The sequence below is a fragment of the Corynebacterium uberis genome (assembly GCF_020616335.1).
Taxonomy (GTDB): Bacteria; Actinomycetota; Actinomycetes; order Mycobacteriales; family Mycobacteriaceae; genus Corynebacterium; species Corynebacterium uberis.
Map to the genome: position 1 here is coordinate 2,315,632 of NZ_CP085051.1, position 18,052 is coordinate 2,333,683.

An 18,052-nucleotide genomic window follows, 5' to 3' on the forward strand; every position below is an offset into this window, starting at 1 on the left:
ACGCGCAATTTTGGCGGATCGGGAACAAAAGTGAGGCGCGGATAGTTGAGTCTGGTGTAAGCAAGTTTCCACCAGATAGAGACAAGGAGTCCCCCTCATGGCCAACTACACCGATCCGTTCAGCCAGCTCGATGACTTTGCCCGCCACGTTTTTGGCGCCACCCCCTCCGGGTCCTCGCGCACCCCGCGCTTCATGCCGATGGACCTGTACAAGGCCGGCGAGACCTACGTCTTGACCGCTGACCTGCCCGGGGTGGATCCGGAGAGCATTGACATTGACATCGATAACGGCGTGCTCACCATCTCCGCGAAGCGCTCCACCACCCCGGAGGAGGAGTCCGTGGCGTGGATTAACAACGAGCGCTTCTCTGGCTCCTTCCGCCGCCAGGTGACCTTGAGCGACTCGGTAGACACCGAGTCCATCAGCGCCGACTACGCCAGCGGCGTGCTCACCGTCACCCTGCCCGTCGCGGAGAAGGCCAAGGCCCGCAAGATCCAGGTCAGCCACACCGAGGCCACCAAGGAGATTGACGCCTAGGCTGCCTGCCGGGCCACCCGAGCATCCGGGGAGGTTGATTCCACCACCCGGATCCGGCGGCGCGACCGGCGCATCCCGCGCCACGCCAACCCTGCACCGACGATGAGGGCACAGCAGCGCACCGCCGCGATGGCCCCCGGGTGCGTCACCCCAACCAGGGACAGCGCAGCCGGCAGATTGAGCACCACCAACAAGGTGCCCACCACCCCGCCCAATGCGGCGGGGTTTGTGCGTGTTACCAGCCAGGCGGCGATCGGCGCGGCGATCACTCCGCCAACGAGCAGCGCGCCCACGGCGGCCGCGTTGGCCACCAAGTCATCCCACAGGCCCAGGCCAAAGCCCGCCACCGCAGCCGCGGTGACTAGGAACTCCGCCGTGTTGACGGTGCCCACCACCCGGCGCGGCTCGCTGCGTCCCACCGACAGCAGCGTGGCCGTGGTCACCGGACCCCAGCCGCCCCCGCCGGAGGCGTCGATGAAGCCGCCGAACAGGCCCAGGCCACCGAGGAAACCGCGCCGATACTCCCGCCCGGTGCGGACGGCGCTACGCCGGTCCCGGGAAAAGCGCCACGCCAGATTCGCGCCGATGGCCACCAGCACCAGCGCGGTCCACGGGCGGGCCGCGGCCGTGGACAATTGGGACAACCCCCACGCCCCGCCGAAGGCGCCCACCGCGCCGGGGACCCCGAGCGCAAGGACGATGCGCCAATCCACGTTGCCAAAACGCCAGTGGCTCAGCCCGCTGGCCAACGTGGTGCCCAGCTCAGCGGTGTGAACCACCGCGCTGGCTTGGGCGGGGCCCAGGCCGGCCAGGGCGATGAGGATCGTCGTCGAGGTGGCGCCAAAACCCATGCCCAGCCCGCCATCGACGAGTTGGGCGGCCAGGCCGGCCACGGCGATGAGCAGCAGCGCGGTCATGGTGTCGCCGCCCGGTATCGGTCCGCCACCACGCCGGCAAGCGCCAGCCCCAGCGGGGCGTCAACGGTGATGCCGGAGCCGGCGAGCTCGGCGACGAGGGCGTCGCGAAGCAACCCCGACGACACCGTCAGCGCCAACACGTGCGCCCCCGGGTGGGCGGCCACCTCAGCAGGGCCGCCCACCGTGGCCAACACCGAGGTGCACGGGGCACCCACCGCCTCGCCGACGCGGCTGGCCAGGTCGGCGACGGCAGCATTAGCCTGCGGATCGGAGGATCCCACCGAGTAGATGATGAGCTCGCGGTCGCGGGGGGCGGCGTCGATAAGCAACTGGGCAATGTCCGCGCCGGTGCCCAGGTGCGGGGCCACCGTGATGTCCAGGCCGGTGTCCTGGCGGGCCTGCTCCACCGCCTCCGGGACGTCATGACGGTGGTGGTAGGCGTCCGTGAACAGCAGTGGAACCACGGTGGCGTGGGTGTGGCCGTCCGCGCGCAGCTGCGCGGCCGCCCGGGCGAGCGTGACCTCATCAAAATCGAGGAACGCCGGGATGCCAACGGTGCCCAGCAGGCGGGCGGACGCGGCGGTCAGGGAGACGGCATCGGCGCGGGAATCGGCGTGGCGGGAACCATGGGAAAGGGTCAGCAGAGGCATGAAAAACTCCTTGTCAGCGTAAGCGGTGGCCAACCAGACCCGCCGCCAGCGTGGAGCCGGAGGCGGAATCGGTCAGAAGGAAACAGCCTATCGCCCCGCGGGCCGCATAGTCCTCCACCGGAAGCTCACGGGCCAGCTCCACGCGCACGTGGCAGATGTCATTAAGGCCCACCGCCTCCGGGTTCGCCGTGTCCTCGCGGCGTCCCGAAATGTCCAGCGCCGACTCGATGGTGGCGATGCGCCCGCGTACCACCGCGGTGCCATAGCGCACATCCACCTGGCGGCCCGGGCGCAGCGCCGTCTGGTCCAGGCCCACTACCGTGGCGGGGAAACTGCGCTGCGGGTGCGGCGCCTGCCCGGAGCCGAGCAGATCGCCGCGCACCACGTCGATGTCCGCGGCCAGGCGCAGCACCACGGAATCGCCCGCACGCGCCTCCTCGGCCGGGCCGTCCGGGGTATCGATGTGCGTGACCGTGGTCTCCGCCCCCGCCGGCCCCCACACGGACTGGCCCACACGCACCGACCCGGCCGTGATCCGGCCCGCGTACCCGCGGTAGTCCTGCGCATGCTCCCGGATGACGTACTGCACCGGGAAGCGGAAATCCAGGTCCAAGGCGCGGCCCTGGTTGACCGGGAGGGTCTCCAACAGACCCAGCACGGTGGGACCCGTGTACCAGTCCATGCGGGCCGACGGCTCGGCCACGTTGTCGCCCACCAGCGCGGAGACGGGCACCACGTGGAGGTCATCGATACCCAGATCCGCGGCCAGCTGCCCGGCGCGCGCGGCGATCTCGGCGAAGACCTCCTGCGAGTAGTCCACCAAGTCCATCTTGTTGACCGCCAGGATCACGGTGCGCACCCCCAGCAAGGCGGCGGCGGTGAGGTGGCGACGGGTCTGCTCTACGACGCCGTGGCGGGCGTCGATAAGCACAACCACCACCTGGGCGGTGGACATGCCGGTGACGGTGTTGCGGGTGTACTGCACGTGACCTGGGGTATCGGCCAGGATGAACGTGCGGGCATCGGTGGCAAAGTAGCGGTAGGCCACATCGATGGTGATGCCCTGCTCGCGCTCGGCGCGCAGGCCGTCAACCAGCAAGGACAGGTCCAGGCCCCCGGGCCCGGAGAACCCGCGAGCAGCTGAGCTGGCCTCCACGGCGGCGAGCTGGTCCGCCAACACCGCGTGGGTATCATGCAGCAGCCGGCCCACAAAGGTGGACTTGCCGTCATCGACGGAGCCCGCCGTGCACAGCCGCAGGGTCTCGCGGTGGGTCAAGGGGTGGTCTACCGGGTGGTCCAGGGTAGCGGTGGGCAGCGACATCAGAAGTAGCCTTCCTTCTTGCGGTCTTCCATGGCGGATTCGCTGAGCCTGTCATCGGCGCGGGTCGCACCGCGCTCAGTCAGCGTGGAGGTGGCGATTTCTACAAGCACCTCAGCGACGGTGCTGGCGGTGGACTCCACCGCGCCGGTACAGGACATATCGCCCACCGTGCGGTAGCGCACCCGCCGACGCTGCAGCTCCTCGCCCTTGCCCGGCCCACCCCACTGGCCCGGGGTCAGCCACATGCCGTCGCGGGAAAAGACCTCCCGCTCGTGGGAAAAGTAGATGCTGGGCAGCTCGATGTCGCGGGCGCCGATGTATTCCCAGACGTCACTTTCCGTCCAGTTAGAAATGGGGAACACCCGAATGTTCTCCCCCGGCAGGTGCCCGCCGTTGTACAGGTCCCACAGCTCCGGGCGCTGGCGGCGCGGATCCCAGCCGCCGAAAGAATCGCGCACCGAAAAGACGCGCTCCTTGGCCCGCGCGCGCTCCTCATCCCGGCGCGCCCCGCCGAGCACGGCCGTATAGCCCTGCTCGGCGATGGTCTCTACCAGCGGGACCGTCTGCAAGGGGTTGCGGGTGCCATCCGGGCGCTCAGCCAGCTCGCCGCGGTCGATCCAGTCCTGGACGCGCGCCACGCGCAGGCGCGCCCCGGTGCGCTCAACCAGACGATCCCGAAACTCCAAGACCTCCGGGAAGTTGTGGCCGGTATCCACGTGCAGCAGCTCGAAGGGCACCGGGGCAGGGGCGAAGGCCCGGCGCGCGAGCTCGAAGACCACCACGGAGTCCTTGCCGCCCGAAAACAGCAGCGCCGCCTTATCAAACTGGCCGGCGACCTCGCGCAGGATGTGGATGGATTCGCTTTCCAGGTCGTGCAGGTGGGGAGAAAGTGTCATGGGTGAAGTCCGCATTCTGTGTGTCCGTCAGCAAAAACGCGTCCCGAGCGGGCATCCGCCCCCTCGGCGACGGGGAAGGTCAGCGGGGCGCAGCCGATCGAGCGATAGCCCTGCAAGGTCAGTGGGTGAATGATGAGGTCACGCTCCGCGATAAACCGGTCCGTGTCCTCCAACGTCCAGGTCACCAGGGGGGAGATTTTCAACCGCCCCGTGCGATCCAGGCTCAGCGCCGGGGTGTGCGCCCGGTGCGCGGAATCCGCCCGCCGCAGCCCCGTGACCCACCCCGCGTACGGGTCCATGGCCATGTTCAGCGGCTCCACCTTGCGCATCCGGTTGTAGGCCGCCGTGTCGCGGGCGTAGAGGCGCGGGCCGTAGACGCGGTCCTGCTCCTTAGGCGTCAGCAGCGGGGTGACCCGCACCAGGGGCAGGTCCGGGTAGCGGCGCTCCACCTTCGCGGCGGTGTCGAGCGTTTCCGGGAAATGGAAGCCAGTGTCAATGAACAGCAGGTCCGCGTCCAGGTGGGCGTCATGGGCGAGCTCGGCCAGGACGGTGTTTTCCATGGACATGGTCACCGCCAGGCGCCCGGGGGCGTGCTCGGCGGCCCAGGCGATGATCTCGGCGGCGGGGGCATTGCTCAGCCGGTCCGCCCAGGTGTCCACGAGCGCGCGGTTGGCCTGCGCCACCTGCGGCGGCAGGGGTGCGGTATCGCGAGTACCCGGCGGGGAGATCGCGGGGTCTGTCCAATGGGCACCTGCACCCAGTAGATCGACGTTGCTCATGGTGCCTCCTTGTGTTTGCGTAAGTGTTCGGTGAGAGCCTGGTTTGTGGACGGCGCTGGGGCCGGCCGCTGCGGCGGATCGTCCTGGCCGAAGTAGCGCACCTCGAAGACGCGCATGCACTCCTCGCACAGCCAGGCAAACTCGCTTTCTGTGTCCGGAAAGAGCTGCTCGCCGGCGCAGTAGGGGCAGTACAGCGGGTGATTTCTGTTGGGGTTGGGCCGGCGGCGCAGGCTCATTGCAGGTCCTCCTCCGCCGCGCGGGCCACCCAGGTGCGGAACTGCTCGCCGGGTTCGCGCTGCTCCTTGAACTTGGTGACCACCCGGACCACGTAGTCGCCGACCTCGCTGGCCAGCACCTTGTGGCCCTTGAGCTTGCGCCCAAAGTTCGGGTCAAAGGACATCGACCCGCCGAGGTGGACCTGGAAGCCTTCCACCCGGTTGCCGTCCGCATCCGTGACGGTCTGGCCCTTGAGCCCAATGTCAGAGACCTGCGTGCGCGCGCACGAGTTGGGGCAGCCGTTGAGCGCGATTTTCAGCGGTACGTCCAGGTCCCCCAGGCGTTCCTCCAGCTCATCGACGAGCGCGATGGCGCGCGCCTTGGTGGTCACGTGGGCGAGCTTGCAAAACTCCAGGCCGGTGCAGGAGATGATGCCGCGGCGAAACTCGCTGGGCTGGGAGTACAGGCCCACCTCGTCCAGGGCGGCGGCAAGGGGGCCCAGGTCCGTGCGCTCCACGTCGAGGAAGAGCAACTCTTTGTCCACCGTGGTGCGCACCCGGGTAATACCAAAGCGCTCGGCGACCTCGGCGATGGCGATGAGCTGCTCGCCCGTGGCGTGGCCCACGGTGGGCTTGACGCCCAGGTAGAAGCGGCCGTCGCGCTGCGGGTGGATGCCAATGTGGTCCCGGTTGCCTGGGTTGGTGGCCACCTCGGGGCCGTCGATGAGCGTGCGGTGCAGGTACTCGTCTTCAAGGACCTGGCGGAACTTCTCCACACCCCACTGCTTGACCAGGAACTTCAGCCGAGCACGGTTGCGCAGGCGGCGGAAGCCGTAGTCGCGGAAGATGGAGATCACGCCCTGCCACACGTCCGGGACTTCTTCCAGCGGCACCCACACGCCCAGGGACTGGGAGAGCATGGGGTTGGTGGACAGTCCGCCGCCGACGTAGCAGGCGAATCCGGGGCCGTGTTCGGGGTGGACGGAGCCGATGAAGGCCACGTCCTGGATCTCGTGGGTGACGTCTTGGCGAGCGTTGCCGGAGATGGCGGTTTTGAACTTGCGGGGCAGGTTGGCAAATTCGTCGGTGCCCACGAAGCGGCGGGTGATCTCCTCGATGGCGGGGGTGGCGTCAATAATCTCATCGGCCGCCACCCCGGCGACCGGGGATCCCAGGATGACGCGGGGCACGTCGCCGCAGCCCATGAGGGTAGACAGGCCCACGGTCTCCAGGCGCCGCCAGATCTCCGGGACGTCCTCGATGCGGATCCAGTGCAGCTGGATGTTTTGCCGGTCGGTGAAGTCCGCGGTGTTGCGGGCGAAGTCGCGGGAGATTTCGCCGACCACGCGCAGGCGCTCCGGGGTGGCCAGGCCGCCGTCGAAGCGCACGCGCATCATGAAGTAGTGGTCCTGGAGTTCGGAGTTGTCCAGCTGCCCGGTGTACTCCCCGCCAAGATCCTGGCGCCGCTGGGTATAAATGCCCAGCCACTTCAGCCGCGGCGCGATGTCCTCCGGCGGGATGGAGGAAAAGCCCTGCTTGGAGTAGATGTCTATGACCCGTTGGCGGACGGCAAAGGCTTCTTCTTCAGCCTTGATGCGCTCGTCGTCGTTTAAGGGGTCGCGGCCGTCGATCTTCCACTGGCCCTCCGGTTTGCGGGCACGCGCGGGGCGCTGGGCGCGGGGCCTGCTGGTGCCGGCTTGCGCGGTGCCGGCTTGTGCGGTTCCGGCTTGTGCGGTGCTGCGTTCGCGTGTGGTGGTGGTGGGGGCCATGCGGGGGTGCTCGCTCTCCGGTGGGAAACCTGTGTGCGTTGCCCGCTAACGCTAGACGTACTACTTGGTCTGGTGCAATAGACCGCATTGTTCACTACCGCCGCGCGGGCGCCAGAAGGCGTGCGAACAGGCTATTTAGGCAACCGTCGGGTAGTGAATAAAAATCCCCAGCGCGGCCGTGGTGAATAAAAACATGCACACCCCTAGGTGAGGGTGCTAGCATGGCAGACCAGTCAGTCTACTCATGCAGGACATCCCGAAAGGAGCGTGCCGTGACCGCCTTCCACGTCGCCGTCATCGGCGCCGGCCCCGCCGGCATCTACACCGCAGATCAGCTTCTCCGCTCCTCCCACTGCATGTGCGTTGACCTCTTCGATCACCACCCCTGCCCCACCGGGCTGATCCGCTACGCCAGCACCAGCGCCGCCCGGCTGCGCCTTTTTGGCAACATCGCCATCGTGCACGACGCACCCGCGGGCCGCGGGCTGCACGCGCAGGAGCTGGAGGAGCTTTACGACGCCGTCGTCCACCCCGCCTCCCCCACCTGGGGCAGCGCGAGCGCGGTGCTCGCCGCCATCGCCGCCGGCACGCTCACCCCCACCCATCCGCGCGCCTCCCACGAGGCCGCCGCACTCATCCACACCAAGGACATTCCGGTGACCACGTGGCACTCCCGCCACGTCCGCCCGCTGCGCACGCACGCCACCCTGGGCGACTGGGAGGCCACGGTCGCCCACGCCCTGGAGGTTCCGGTGTGCATCTAAACCGCTGGTAGCCGGCAGATTGCGGGCCAGTGAAACCTCGACCAACAACCCGGCGGGCGCGCTGAGCAGGCCTTAGCGTGTGACGGGAACCCCCGTTGACACACTCGATGAAACCTCAGGTGTTATCCCGCCATGGCCGTGCCTGCCCCCATCCCCCGCCGCCACTTTCTCCTGGGCGCCTCCCTGGCCTCTGCCGCCGCGTTGGGCCCCCGGGTGCCCGCCTCCGCGAACACCGGCCACGCCGCCTCCACCGCTTGGGAGCCCTTCGCCCACGGGGTCGCCTCCGGCGATCCGCTTCCCGACGCCGTGATCCTGTGGACCCGCGTGACCCCGGAGCCCACCGCGACCCCCGGCTCCGAGCTCGGGGCGCCGACCGAGGTGGCCTGGGAGCTGGCCTCCGACCCCGACTTTTCGCACCTGGCCGGCAGCGGCACCGTCACCACCGATCCCCACAGCGACCACTGCGTGACTATCGACGCCCCCGGGCTCACCCCCGCCACCACCTACTGGTACCGCTTCCGCATCACCGCCGGCCCGCTGGCCGGGGCGACATCGCGGATCGGCCGCACCCGCACCGCCCCCGCAGCAAACACCCCCGTCGACCAGGCCCGCTTCGGGGTGTGCAGCTACTCCAACTTCGAGTCCGGCCACTTCCTGGGCTACCGGCACATGGCCGACCGCGACGACCTCGACGCCGTCATCCACCTCGGCGACTACACCTACGAGTACCCCACCGGCGGCTACAACGGGCTTTTTGATACCCAGGTCCGCGTCGTCGAACCCCCGCACCGCACCGTGGGCCTCAGCGACTACCGCATCCGCCAGGGCTGCTACCACCGCGACCCAGACCTAGCGGACCTGCACGCCCGGCTGCCCATGATCTGCATCTGGGACGACCACGAATTCGGCGACAACATCTGGCGCGCGGGCCTCGGCGGCAACTCGCTCGAACCCGACGACGACGTCGCCGCCCTGCGCGCCGCCGCAACCCAGGCCTACCTGGAATGGATGCCCGTGCGCCGCACCCCCACCGAACCCGGCCGCCTGCACCGCACCGTGCGCTGGGGAGCCCTGGCAGACATCATCGTGCCGGACTTGCGCTCCTACCGCGACGAACAACTGCTGCAATACGGCAAAAACAACTGGCAGCGCACGGATCCGGACTTCGCCCGCAACGCCGCCGACCCCAATCGCACAATGATGGGCCACCCCCAATTCGAATGGTTCACCCAGGAGCTGACCTCCTCCACCGCCACCTGGCAGCTCATCGCCAACGAGGTCATGTTCGCCCCCATGACGCTGCCCACCGGAACCGAATTCCTCGACCCGGCGCTGCGCGCCTGGCTGGTGGACAAGCTGGGCTTGCCCGAGCAAGGCTTTCCCCTCAACCTCGACCAGTGGGACGGCTACATGGCAGAACGCCAACGCATCATCGAGACGATCGCACAAGCTGATCTTAGAAACGTCGTCTTCCTCACCGGCGATATCCACTCCTCCTGGGCCAACGATATTCCCCGCCGGGTACCGGACTACCGCAACGGGCAGCACACGGCGGTGGCCACGGAATTCGTCGCGCCGTCGATAAGCGCCCCCAGCGCCTTCGAATCCCTCGCGCGCACCCCCGAACAAGCAGACATCGCCCGAGCCGCGCTGCGCACGGCCGAACAGGCACTATGCAGCATCGACCCATGGTTCGCGTGGATCGACCTCGAACACCACGGCTACCTAGACATCACCGTGACCCCCGCGGACGTGCGCGCCCGCTGGCATTTGAGCGCACACGTCCTCGACCGCACCCCACAGCTGGCCGTGGCCGCGGAGTTCATCACCCGCGCCGGCCAGCCCGGGGCCGAAAGAATCAGCTAGAACTTGCCCTGACGCACAGCCTGCACGTCAAGGATGGTGGGCACAATCGAGCGCGGCTTAAACACCCCGCCAGCCAGCATGATCGTGTTCGGGCAGGAATGCGCAAGCCCAAGGGCGTGGCCTAGCTCGTGGCCAATGACAAACGCCTGCTGATCAAGCCTGATGTCCTTGAGCCCCTGCTTGAGCATGATCCGCGGCGGATTGCCCTCATACTCACCGAAATAGCCCTTTCGTGCGTCATAGATGTGCACCACATCCGGGCCAGGCGCACTGACCTGAACAATCTTGATGGCACCGCCAGAGGCCTCCGACCAATTCTTTATGGCCAGATTAAGACCCTCTTGTGCCGAGGTCTCAGAATAGACCTTGAGGGTGCCGTCATTCTTCAGCACAATCGGCGTCTTTGTGCGGAACGGGGCAATCTCCGGAATGGGCTTTCCCGCCTTCACGGCAGCCCACGCCGCGTTGCATTGTCGAGTATTGGGATCTACGGAGGCGACTGCCGGCGCCGTCATGACCACGCAGGCCGCACCCAAGGCGGCCACCATGGCTGTCAGCTTTTTCACAATTGACTCCCTTCGGGGTCAGTCAATGCGCCAAAGCCCGCATGAAAATCCTAGTGCACTGTGCGTTGGTTTTAGCGCATCTATTTTTCTGGGGACGCCTTTACGGTATCAATTGCTTTCGTGTTGGTAAAGACCTTTTCCGGCGTTTCTTTATTGGTCCGGTTTTTACTAGGCCTTAGCGTTTGCGTTTTATGCACCTCATTGCCCCGATTTATGCAGCAGCCACACTGCATGTATGCCATTTCCCCCTTTGGTATGACATGTGCCCACCGCAGTGGGCAGCCCCCTACCGCCACCGCCAGACCGACCCCTCAACACGGCGGGCATGGCAGAAAACAATCCCCGAGGGGCCCATTGCCCTTCGGGGATGTTTCACGGCACGGTATCCCCCTAAAGAGGCCCCACCGCTTCAGCTACGGGAAAAGCCGACTCCTAGAACGAAGCCTGCCCAGAACCGCCCTGGCCCCAATCATCCTGACGCGGGGCTTGCGGTTGCGGCTGGGACTGGGGCTGCGGCTTCGACTGCGGCAGCGATTGAGGTTGTGGAACCTGCATGGTCGCCAGGGACTTCAGACGATCGATCGTCACGGTGTCGCTCTCGGGATCATTGATACGAAGATCGTACAAACGACGCCGGCCCGGATTCGCCAAAATCGCACGGCCAAGGTCAAGGTCCCGAACGCGCTTCTCGTCGGAAGAATCAATGATGGACGCTAGGGCTTCAATGTTCTTTGCCAGTTCTTCCGTCGACTTTGCACTGTCAAGGCCTATTTCCTTGTACAAGTTATAGTGCTGCATCGACGGCGTGGCCCAATTCCACGGATCAGTCTTCTCCGTGTTCAAATTTTGGAATTCATCCGTATTGTCTGCGTACTGCGACTCCCAGGATTCGCCCCCGGCGGACGCGGAAAAGATGATCTCAGTGGCACGGTTACGGAAGCTATCCAGTCCCGCCCTCTCAGCTATAGAGACCGTCGTCTCTACAGTGCCGCCTCCGTTGTTCATAACCGAAAGGGAGGACGTAATACCGGAAAGTAGAACAAGTACACCAATTAATAAGAGGACCAACCCATAAAAAATGGCTGAGCCGCCCTGGCCCATTAACACTACACCGAGCACCGCCACAAAAAAGCCGGCTATAACTTGACCAGCTTTCACCCGTAGTGACGTATCCAATCCGGCGACCGATCCGATGGGCATGCTGCGGTCTTCAAACCCCAGCGGAATTACTCCCAAGATAGTATTGGGATACTTGACCGCAATCCTTTTATTGGTGACCAGAATGGTGGTACGGAGCCAAAAAAGGATGAGGTTGGGCCGAAATGACCGGCGGTACAAGCCTTTCTCACCTGGCGTTAGGTGAATGTTATTACCAGACATAATAACCTCCTAATAGGTAGCCCGAGCTGGAAACGGGCTCAACATTACCTAGGAGGCTGGGACCCACCTGAAAAAGTGGGGAATGCTCCCTAAACATTAGAGCTGTCAGCGCCCACTTTGGCAGAGTTTGGAGCTAGACCCCTTCCGCGGTCCCATGGCGCGACACCAGGCGTACCCGACAGGGTTTGGCAACGGCGTTGACGTGGGCGTCGTTAGTAAGCGAACCGTGCCGCCGCCACCGTGCGTGCTACAGGACCCCAAGGAGGGTCGCCCGGTACATGTTCCAAATGGTCTACCTAACGCGCTCGGGTGGTCTCCGAAACTGGGCGGGGTTATTCAACAGGATCCGTATATAGATCTGTGCAGTACTGAAGCCGTACTACCTTCTAAGGAGAAGACAGTGAGCGATTTCTGGAGTGATATCCCGGAACAGAAGTCTCATCACACAGAAGGTATTGTTCCGCAAGAAGACTCATTTGATTTTGAGGAGACAACAAAAGGCAGCAACGTCAAGGGCATACTCATCACGCTTGTGGTCCTCGCCCTCGTCGCCGGTGGCGGCTACTTTTTCTACACCACCTATAACGCGGATGAGAGCACTGCTACCAGCGCAGAGCCCACCAGCGAGGAGTTCACTGAGTACATCCCCGCCCCACAGACTGCCCCACAGACCGCCACCCAGACTGCCACGCAGACTGTCACTGTCACCGCGCAGCGCCCGGACAGTGAGCACCCCGAGCGCTACCAGCGCGGCGACGCGGACAGCAACCCGCGGGACTACTCCACAACCTCCGTGTGCGATGGCCGCGGCGTGCTCATTGTCAATTCCATCTACGGCGACAGCCCCACCTTCAACGAAGAGGTTGCTCAGACTCGGTCCCAATATCCCGGCGTGGAAATCCTTGCGCCGGGCACGTGCCCCTCTTTGCGGGCCCGCCACAATGGTTCCCCGGTCTACGCCGCCGTCATCGACTACGGCCACGATATTGCAGCACTCTGCGCCGCCGAGGTCCCCGGCGAGCTCAACGCCCGACTCCTCAACAACGACAGCTCTTATTCTTCTCCCTGCTGATGCCCCCCGCGAACACTTTGCTTATCGACGACCTCCTGGGCCACCGTCAGCACGCCAACCCTGCGGGCACATCGATCGGTCCCCACGGACAGTTCCCCGTTGGCACCGGCAGGGCCGAACAGGGTGATCTTCACCTCTACGTCTGGCGGCAGTCAGGCGCCTGGCTGATCTCCAATGCCAGCGCGCATTCCAGCGTGGCGTTCCAGAGCATCGACGCTCACACCCACACGCGGATCTACCTGCCGCACGGCGCGACGTGCCACGTTCTTCCCGGCAAATCCTGTTGCGCGTTCCGCACCACAGACGGCGAGGGGGAGTTTCATCTCCTCACTGCCCCCGTGGATACGCCGGCGGTGACCTCCCCGGCACCCGCCCCTGATGCTGCCTGCTACACCCCTAATGAGGACCAACGCCTGATGCTGCGCGCCCTCGTGCGGCCCCTGCTTGAGCGCCCGGCGGCTGGCCTCGCGCGCGTTCCGGACGTGCGCGCACTTGCCACAGAGTTGGGGTGGACCATAAAGAAGACCAACGGGAAAATCGATTACCTGAGCAACCAGCTGGCCAAATTGGGGCAGGCGGAATTTCATTCTCCCCAGGGAAGCACGGTCTCCCGGCGCATCTTGCTTGCGTATTTTGCCCTTGACCACCCAGAAATGTGGCGCTAAGCCCCTACTAACCTGGCCATACCTGAAGTCCGCCTTGGTTTAGCGGCACCGTGGCAACGCTTTAGAGTAGGGGAGAAAACATCCAGACGATCCCCGTTTTAGGCGCCATGCACCCAGAAGCTCTGCCCGACTTGCCCACCACCACGACGCTGGTGCTGGGCTTCCTGGGCGTGGTGCTGTCCCTGCCCGCCTGGGCGCTGTTTGCGCGTGGCGCGTGGCGCATCTGGCGGCTGATCTCCTCCGGTGCCGCCAGTCCTGGGCGCTTCACACATCCTGTCCGGCGTGTGGCGCTGATGCTCCTGGAGGTCTTTGGCCACACTGGCATGTTTGCCAAACCCGCCGTGGCTATTGCGCACTGGTGTGTGATGGTGGGTTTCCTTTTCGGCTCGATCGTCTGGTTTGAGGCCTACATCCAAACCTTCAACCCTGCGGGCGGCTGGCCCTGGGTCTCTCAGCTGGGCGCTTATCATCTGGCCGAGGAGATCCTGGCCGTGGTCACCGTGGTGGGTATTTGCCTGCTCATCGTGGTGCGGCTGCGCGCAGGTCACCGCCAGCGCTCGAGCCGTTTCTCCGGGTCGAACGCCACCGCGGCCCGGATCATTGAGGCCATCGTGTTTACTGAGGGCGCCGGGATGCTGCTGGTCAAGGCCTCAAAGATCGCTACTTTTGGCCACGGCAGCCCCTGGACCGATCCGGTGAGCATGCAGCTGGCCCGCCTGCTTCCCGCCAGCCCCACCCTGGTCAGTTGCTTCGCGTTGCTCAAGCTGCTGGTGGGCATGGTCTTCCTGATTATGGTGGGCCACAACCTCAATTGGGGGGTGGCCTGGCACCGCTTCCTCGCATTTTTTACCATCACGCTCAAGCGCTCTGACCGGGGGCAGAAGTCCCTGGGCCCGCTGCCTCCCATGCGCAACGCGGCGGGGGACGCGCTGACGCTGGAGACGGTTGCAGACAGTGACACTCTGGGCGTCGGCACGCTAACGGATGCGCCCTGGAAGATGCTGCTCGACTCCGTGACCTGCACGGAGTGCGGCCGCTGCCAGGAGCTGTGCCCCGCGTGGAACACGGGCAAGCCGCTGTCGCCGAAGCTGCTGATGACGTCGCTTCGCGACGTCGCCCTCGACAACGAGCGCTACCTGCGCGACCCCGCACTCTTCGCCGCCGACACCAGCGAGGCCGGCGTGGACGTCCTGGGGCTCGTCGGCGCCGGCAAGGCCATTGAGCCGGACGTGCTGTGGGCCTGCACCAACTGCGGGGCCTGCGTAGACCAATGCCCCGTGGACATCGAACACATCGACCACGTGGCCAACCTCCGCCGCTTCGAGGTCCTGTCCGCATCACAATTCCCCACCGAACTCGGCGGCCTGTTTAAAAACCTGGAGGTCAAAGGCAACCCCTGGGGCCGAAACTCGGCCGAGCGCGCCACCTGGATCGAGGAGGCCCGCCGCGACGGCATTGAGGTGCCCGTCTTCGGCGAAGACATCACCGACTTCACCGACACCGAATATCTCTTCTGGGTCGGCTGCGCCGGCGCTTTCGACGACGCCGGGCGCGCCACCACCCGCGCCGTAGTGGAACTACTCCACACAGCGGGCGTGAAATTCGCCGTCCTTTCCAAAGGCGAAACCTGTACCGGCGATCCCGCCCGGCGCGCGGGCAACGAATTCCTTTTCCAAATGCTCGCCGCGCAAAACATCGAAACGCTCGACGGGGTTTTCGAAGGCGTTCCCCAAGGGCAACGCAAAATCATTACCACCTGCCCCCACTGCTTTAATACCCTGCGCAACGAATACCCCGATTTTGACGGCCACTTTGACGTCTTCCACCACACCCAACTTCTCAACCGGCTCGTGCGCGAAGGCCTCCTCACCCCCGTGCCGCGTGGCCCGGAAAACCGCCAACCCGTCACCTACCACGACCCCTGCTTCCTCGGCCGCCACAACAAAATCTTCGACCCGCCACGAGAATTGCTCGGCGCCACCGGCATCGACCTCATCGAAATGGATCGCACCAAAAATGAGGCCTTCTGTTGCGGCGCCGGCGGGGCACGCATGTTCATGGAAGAAAAAACCGGCCAGCGGATCAACGAATTCCGCAGCCAACAAGCCCTCGACACCGGCGCCACCACCGTCGCCGTGGGCTGCCCCTTCTGCAACACAATGATGACAGGCGGCATCAAAAACCTCACCGACACCCCCGCACAGCGCCCCGCTGTCCGCGACGTCGCCACCATGCTGCGCGACTCCATACTTATCGACGGCGCTCTTCCCACACCCCGCACTAAAACCTTCCTCGAGCTGCCCATCCGCCCCGCCACGCACACCGCCAACACCAGCCCAACCACGCCACCCCGCGACGAGCCGACAACCCCCGACTCCGGAAACGCCGGCCAAGCTACGCGGGATGCCGAAGCCGCCCCCGCACCCGGCGGTGCAGTGCCGACGCCTGGCGGGGCTGTGCCGACACCCGGCGGGGCTGTGCCGACACCCGGCGGGGCTGTACCGACACCCGGTGGCGCAGTGCCGACACCCGGTGGTGCTGTGCCGACACCCGGTGGTGCTGTGCCGACACCCGGTGGTGCTGTGCCGACACCCGGTGGTGCTGTGCCGACGCCCGGCAACGCTGTTCCCAAGCCTGGCGGTGCTGTGCCGACACCCGGTAGTGCGGTGCCGACGCCCGGCAACGCTGTTCCCAAGCCTGGCGGTGCCGTTCCCAAACCTGGCGGTGCCGTACCAACACCTGGCGGTGCCGTACCAACACCTGGCAGTGCCGTACCAACACCTGGCAGCGCTGTACCAACACCCGGCAGCGCTGTACCAACACCCGGCAGCGCTGTACCAACACCCGGCAGCGCAGTACCGACACCAGGCAACGCCGTTCCCAAACCTGGCGGTGCCGTACCAACACCTGGCGGTGCCGTACCAACACCCGGCAGCGCTGTACCAACACCCGGCAGCGCAGTACCGACACCCGGCAACGCCGTTCCCAAACCAGGCGGAGCTGTACCAACACCCGGCAACGCGGTGCCAACACCCGGCAATGCGGTACCGACGCCTGGTAGTGCGGTGCCAACGCCAGGCGGTGCTGTACCAAAACCAGGCAGCGCCGTACCGACGCCTGGCAGCGCCGTACCGACGCCTGGCAGCGCTGTTCCTAAACCAGGCAGCGCTGTACCAACACCAGGCAGCGCAGTACCGACACCCGGCAACGCCGTTCCCAAACCAGGCGGAGCTGTACCAACACCCGGCAACGCGGTGCCAACACCCGGCAATGCGGTACCGACGCCTGGCAGCGCCGTACCGACGCCTGGCAGCGCTGTTCCTAAACCAGGCAGCGCCGTACCGACGCCTGGCAGCGCTGTTCCTAAACCAGGCAGCGCTGTACCAACACCAGGCAGCGCAGTACCGACACCCGGCAACGCCGTTCCCAAACCAGGCGGAGCTGTACCAACACCCGGCAACGCGGTGCCAACACCCGGCAATGCGGTACCGACGCCTGGTAGTGCGGTGCCAACGCCAGGCGGTGCTGTACCAAAACCAGGCAGCGCCGTACCGACGCCTGGCAGCGCCGTACCGACGCCTGGCAGCGCTGTTCCTAAACCAGGCAGCGCCGTACCAAAACCAGGCAACGCCGTACCAAAACCAGGCAACGCCGTACCGAAACCGCCGATGCCGCCCGCCTGACAGTCGCAATGTCTGCATCGATTTTTTCGGCGCAGCATTTCCGCAGGTCAGAATTTAGTTTCCGCGGCAGGTTACGACATGTTCGAATACCAGCCGACCGCGCACCGGCTGTGCCGCATATCGACGCCGCCCCGGAGCACCGCGCGCCACGTAACGCACGGCACCGCAGACACCAGGTTGTCCGATGTCTGCATCGATTTTTTCGGCGCTGCGTTTCCGCAGGTCAGAAATTACTTGACGCGGCAGGTTACGACATCGCCACCCCCACCGTCGCGGAGTGCGTACATTACTGTCGCGGCGGGCGCGGGATCATTAGCATGGGGCGCATGGACCGCCCTGCTTTTGCCTCTCGCCCGCAGCCAGCGCACGATGTTGGCATCCTGCTGAGCGATGCCGAACGCGCCAACGCCATGAGCGCCCTGGGGCACGCGTTTTCGCAGGGGCGGCTGACCATCGATGAATATGATTCCCGATGCCAGAAGATTGCGCAGGCGCGCACCCGCGGGGACGTCGAGAAGCATTTTGTGGACCTGCCGGAAGATTGGCGCCGGGTGGCCACCGCTTCTTCGGCGGTGAGTCGGCTGTATACGGCGGAGGAGATTACGCAGGCCCGGCAGCGCGGATCGCACCCGCGGCTGGCGCTGATGCTGCTGACGTCGATTGGGGCGCTGGGGGCGATGATTGCTAGCAACCAGCCGCTGGTTTTGCTCATTATTCCGGCGCTGTGGGTCATTCTTTATGTTGCAAAGATTGGGCCTGCGCAGTGGCATGCACCCAGCGAATCGGCAATTCGGCGCGAGCAGGCGCGCCGCATTCGCGCGGAGACGAATCTGCGTCTTGAGCGTGATCGCGCCCAGCGCAAGGAAATCCGCAACGAATTGACTAATCGGCTGTACGGCTACACCCAGGAATTGCTGGACCGGCGGGGCAAGTAAATCGGCGCGTCGATAAACTAGCACGGTGACTAATGA

16 protein-coding genes are annotated in these 18,052 nt (G+C 65.5%); 7 read left to right on the top strand and 9 right to left on the bottom strand.

The window, feature by feature from the left end; translation table 11 throughout:
- The first annotated feature begins 97 nt into the window (after positions 1–97).
- Positions 98–538, top strand: coding sequence for an Hsp20/alpha crystallin family protein (locus tag LH390_RS10575; protein WP_227281356.1), 441 nt, complete (start codon positions 98–100; stop codon positions 536–538).
- On the opposite strand, the gene LH390_RS10580 is transcribed toward LH390_RS10575, so the two are convergent.
- From LH390_RS10580 to LH390_RS10610, 7 genes are read right to left on the bottom strand one after another with little or no spacing between them, the layout of a single operon-like run.
- On the bottom strand, positions 535–1,455 hold the full coding sequence (locus tag LH390_RS10580) for a sulfite exporter TauE/SafE family protein (RefSeq protein ID WP_227281355.1): 921 nt from the start codon (positions 1,453–1,455) through the stop codon (positions 535–537). The genes LH390_RS10575 and LH390_RS10580 overlap by 4 nt on opposite strands.
- Complete coding sequence (locus LH390_RS10585; protein WP_227281354.1) at positions 1,452–2,105, bottom strand: sirohydrochlorin chelatase; 654 nt, start codon at positions 2,103–2,105, stop codon at positions 1,452–1,454. The genes LH390_RS10580 and LH390_RS10585 overlap by 4 nt, the downstream gene beginning before the upstream one ends.
- 13 nt (positions 2,106–2,118) lie before the next feature.
- Entirely contained in the window at positions 2,119–3,426 is a 1,308-nt protein-coding gene (locus tag LH390_RS10590) for a sulfate adenylyltransferase subunit 1 (RefSeq protein ID WP_227281353.1), read from the bottom strand.
- Complete coding sequence (gene cysD / locus LH390_RS10595) at positions 3,426–4,322, bottom strand: sulfate adenylyltransferase subunit CysD (RefSeq protein ID WP_227281352.1); 897 nt, start codon at positions 4,320–4,322, stop codon at positions 3,426–3,428. Before cysD ends, LH390_RS10590 begins: the two co-directional genes overlap by 1 nt.
- Positions 4,319–5,101, bottom strand: coding sequence for a phosphoadenylyl-sulfate reductase (locus tag LH390_RS10600; RefSeq protein ID WP_227281351.1), 783 nt, complete (start codon positions 5,099–5,101; stop codon positions 4,319–4,321). The genes cysD and LH390_RS10600 overlap by 4 nt, the downstream gene beginning before the upstream one ends.
- Positions 5,098–5,337 carry a hypothetical protein gene (locus LH390_RS10605; protein ID WP_227281350.1) on the bottom strand — a complete coding sequence of 80 codons (240 nt, stop codon included), beginning with the start codon at positions 5,335–5,337 and terminating at the stop codon, positions 5,098–5,100. The genes LH390_RS10600 and LH390_RS10605 overlap by 4 nt, the downstream gene beginning before the upstream one ends.
- Positions 5,334–7,085, bottom strand: coding sequence for a nitrite/sulfite reductase (locus tag LH390_RS10610; protein WP_227281349.1), 1,752 nt, complete (start codon positions 7,083–7,085; stop codon positions 5,334–5,336). Before LH390_RS10610 ends, LH390_RS10605 begins: the two co-directional genes overlap by 4 nt.
- A 272-nt stretch (positions 7,086–7,357) precedes the next feature.
- Here LH390_RS10610 and LH390_RS10615 point away from each other — a divergent pair, with 272 nt between their 5' ends.
- On the top strand, positions 7,358–7,849 hold the full coding sequence (locus LH390_RS10615) for an NAD(P)-binding protein (RefSeq protein ID WP_227281348.1): 492 nt from the start codon (positions 7,358–7,360) through the stop codon (positions 7,847–7,849).
- A 132-nt stretch (positions 7,850–7,981) separates the two neighbouring features.
- Positions 7,982–9,715, top strand: coding sequence for an alkaline phosphatase D family protein (locus tag LH390_RS10620; RefSeq protein WP_227281347.1), 1,734 nt, complete (start codon positions 7,982–7,984; stop codon positions 9,713–9,715).
- Here the strand turns inward: LH390_RS10620 and LH390_RS10625 are convergent.
- Both LH390_RS10625 and LH390_RS10630 read right to left on the bottom strand, forming a co-directional pair.
- A complete protein-coding gene (locus LH390_RS10625) occupies positions 9,712–10,281 on the bottom strand; it encodes a M57 family metalloprotease (protein WP_227281346.1) in 570 nt (189 codons plus the stop codon). The genes LH390_RS10620 and LH390_RS10625 overlap by 4 nt on opposite strands.
- A 432-nt stretch (positions 10,282–10,713) precedes the next feature.
- On the bottom strand, positions 10,714–11,661 hold the full coding sequence (locus LH390_RS10630; protein ID WP_227281345.1) for a hypothetical protein: 948 nt from the start codon (positions 11,659–11,661) through the stop codon (positions 10,714–10,716).
- Positions 11,662–12,061: 400 nt separating this feature from the next.
- Here LH390_RS10630 and LH390_RS10635 point away from each other — a divergent pair, with 400 nt between their 5' ends.
- From LH390_RS10635 to LH390_RS10650, 4 genes are all read left to right on the top strand, one after another.
- The gene (locus tag LH390_RS10635; protein WP_227281344.1) at positions 12,062–12,733 is read left to right on the top strand and encodes a flagellar basal body-associated FliL family protein; all 672 of its coding nucleotides are present in this window, start codon (positions 12,062–12,064) and stop codon (positions 12,731–12,733) included.
- Entirely contained in the window at positions 12,733–13,398 is a 666-nt protein-coding gene (locus tag LH390_RS10640) for a hypothetical protein (protein WP_227337371.1), read from the top strand. The genes LH390_RS10635 and LH390_RS10640 overlap by 1 nt, the downstream gene beginning before the upstream one ends.
- Positions 13,399–13,505: 107 nt before the next feature.
- Positions 13,506–17,081 carry a (Fe-S)-binding protein gene (locus LH390_RS10645; protein WP_227337372.1) on the top strand — a complete coding sequence of 1,192 codons (3,576 nt, stop codon included), beginning with the start codon at positions 13,506–13,508 and terminating at the stop codon, positions 17,079–17,081.
- Between the two features lie 326 nt (positions 17,082–17,407).
- On the top strand, positions 17,408–18,016 hold the full coding sequence (locus tag LH390_RS10650; RefSeq protein ID WP_227281341.1) for a DUF1707 SHOCT-like domain-containing protein: 609 nt from the start codon (positions 17,408–17,410) through the stop codon (positions 18,014–18,016).
- The last annotated feature ends 36 nt before the right edge of the window (positions 18,017–18,052 follow it).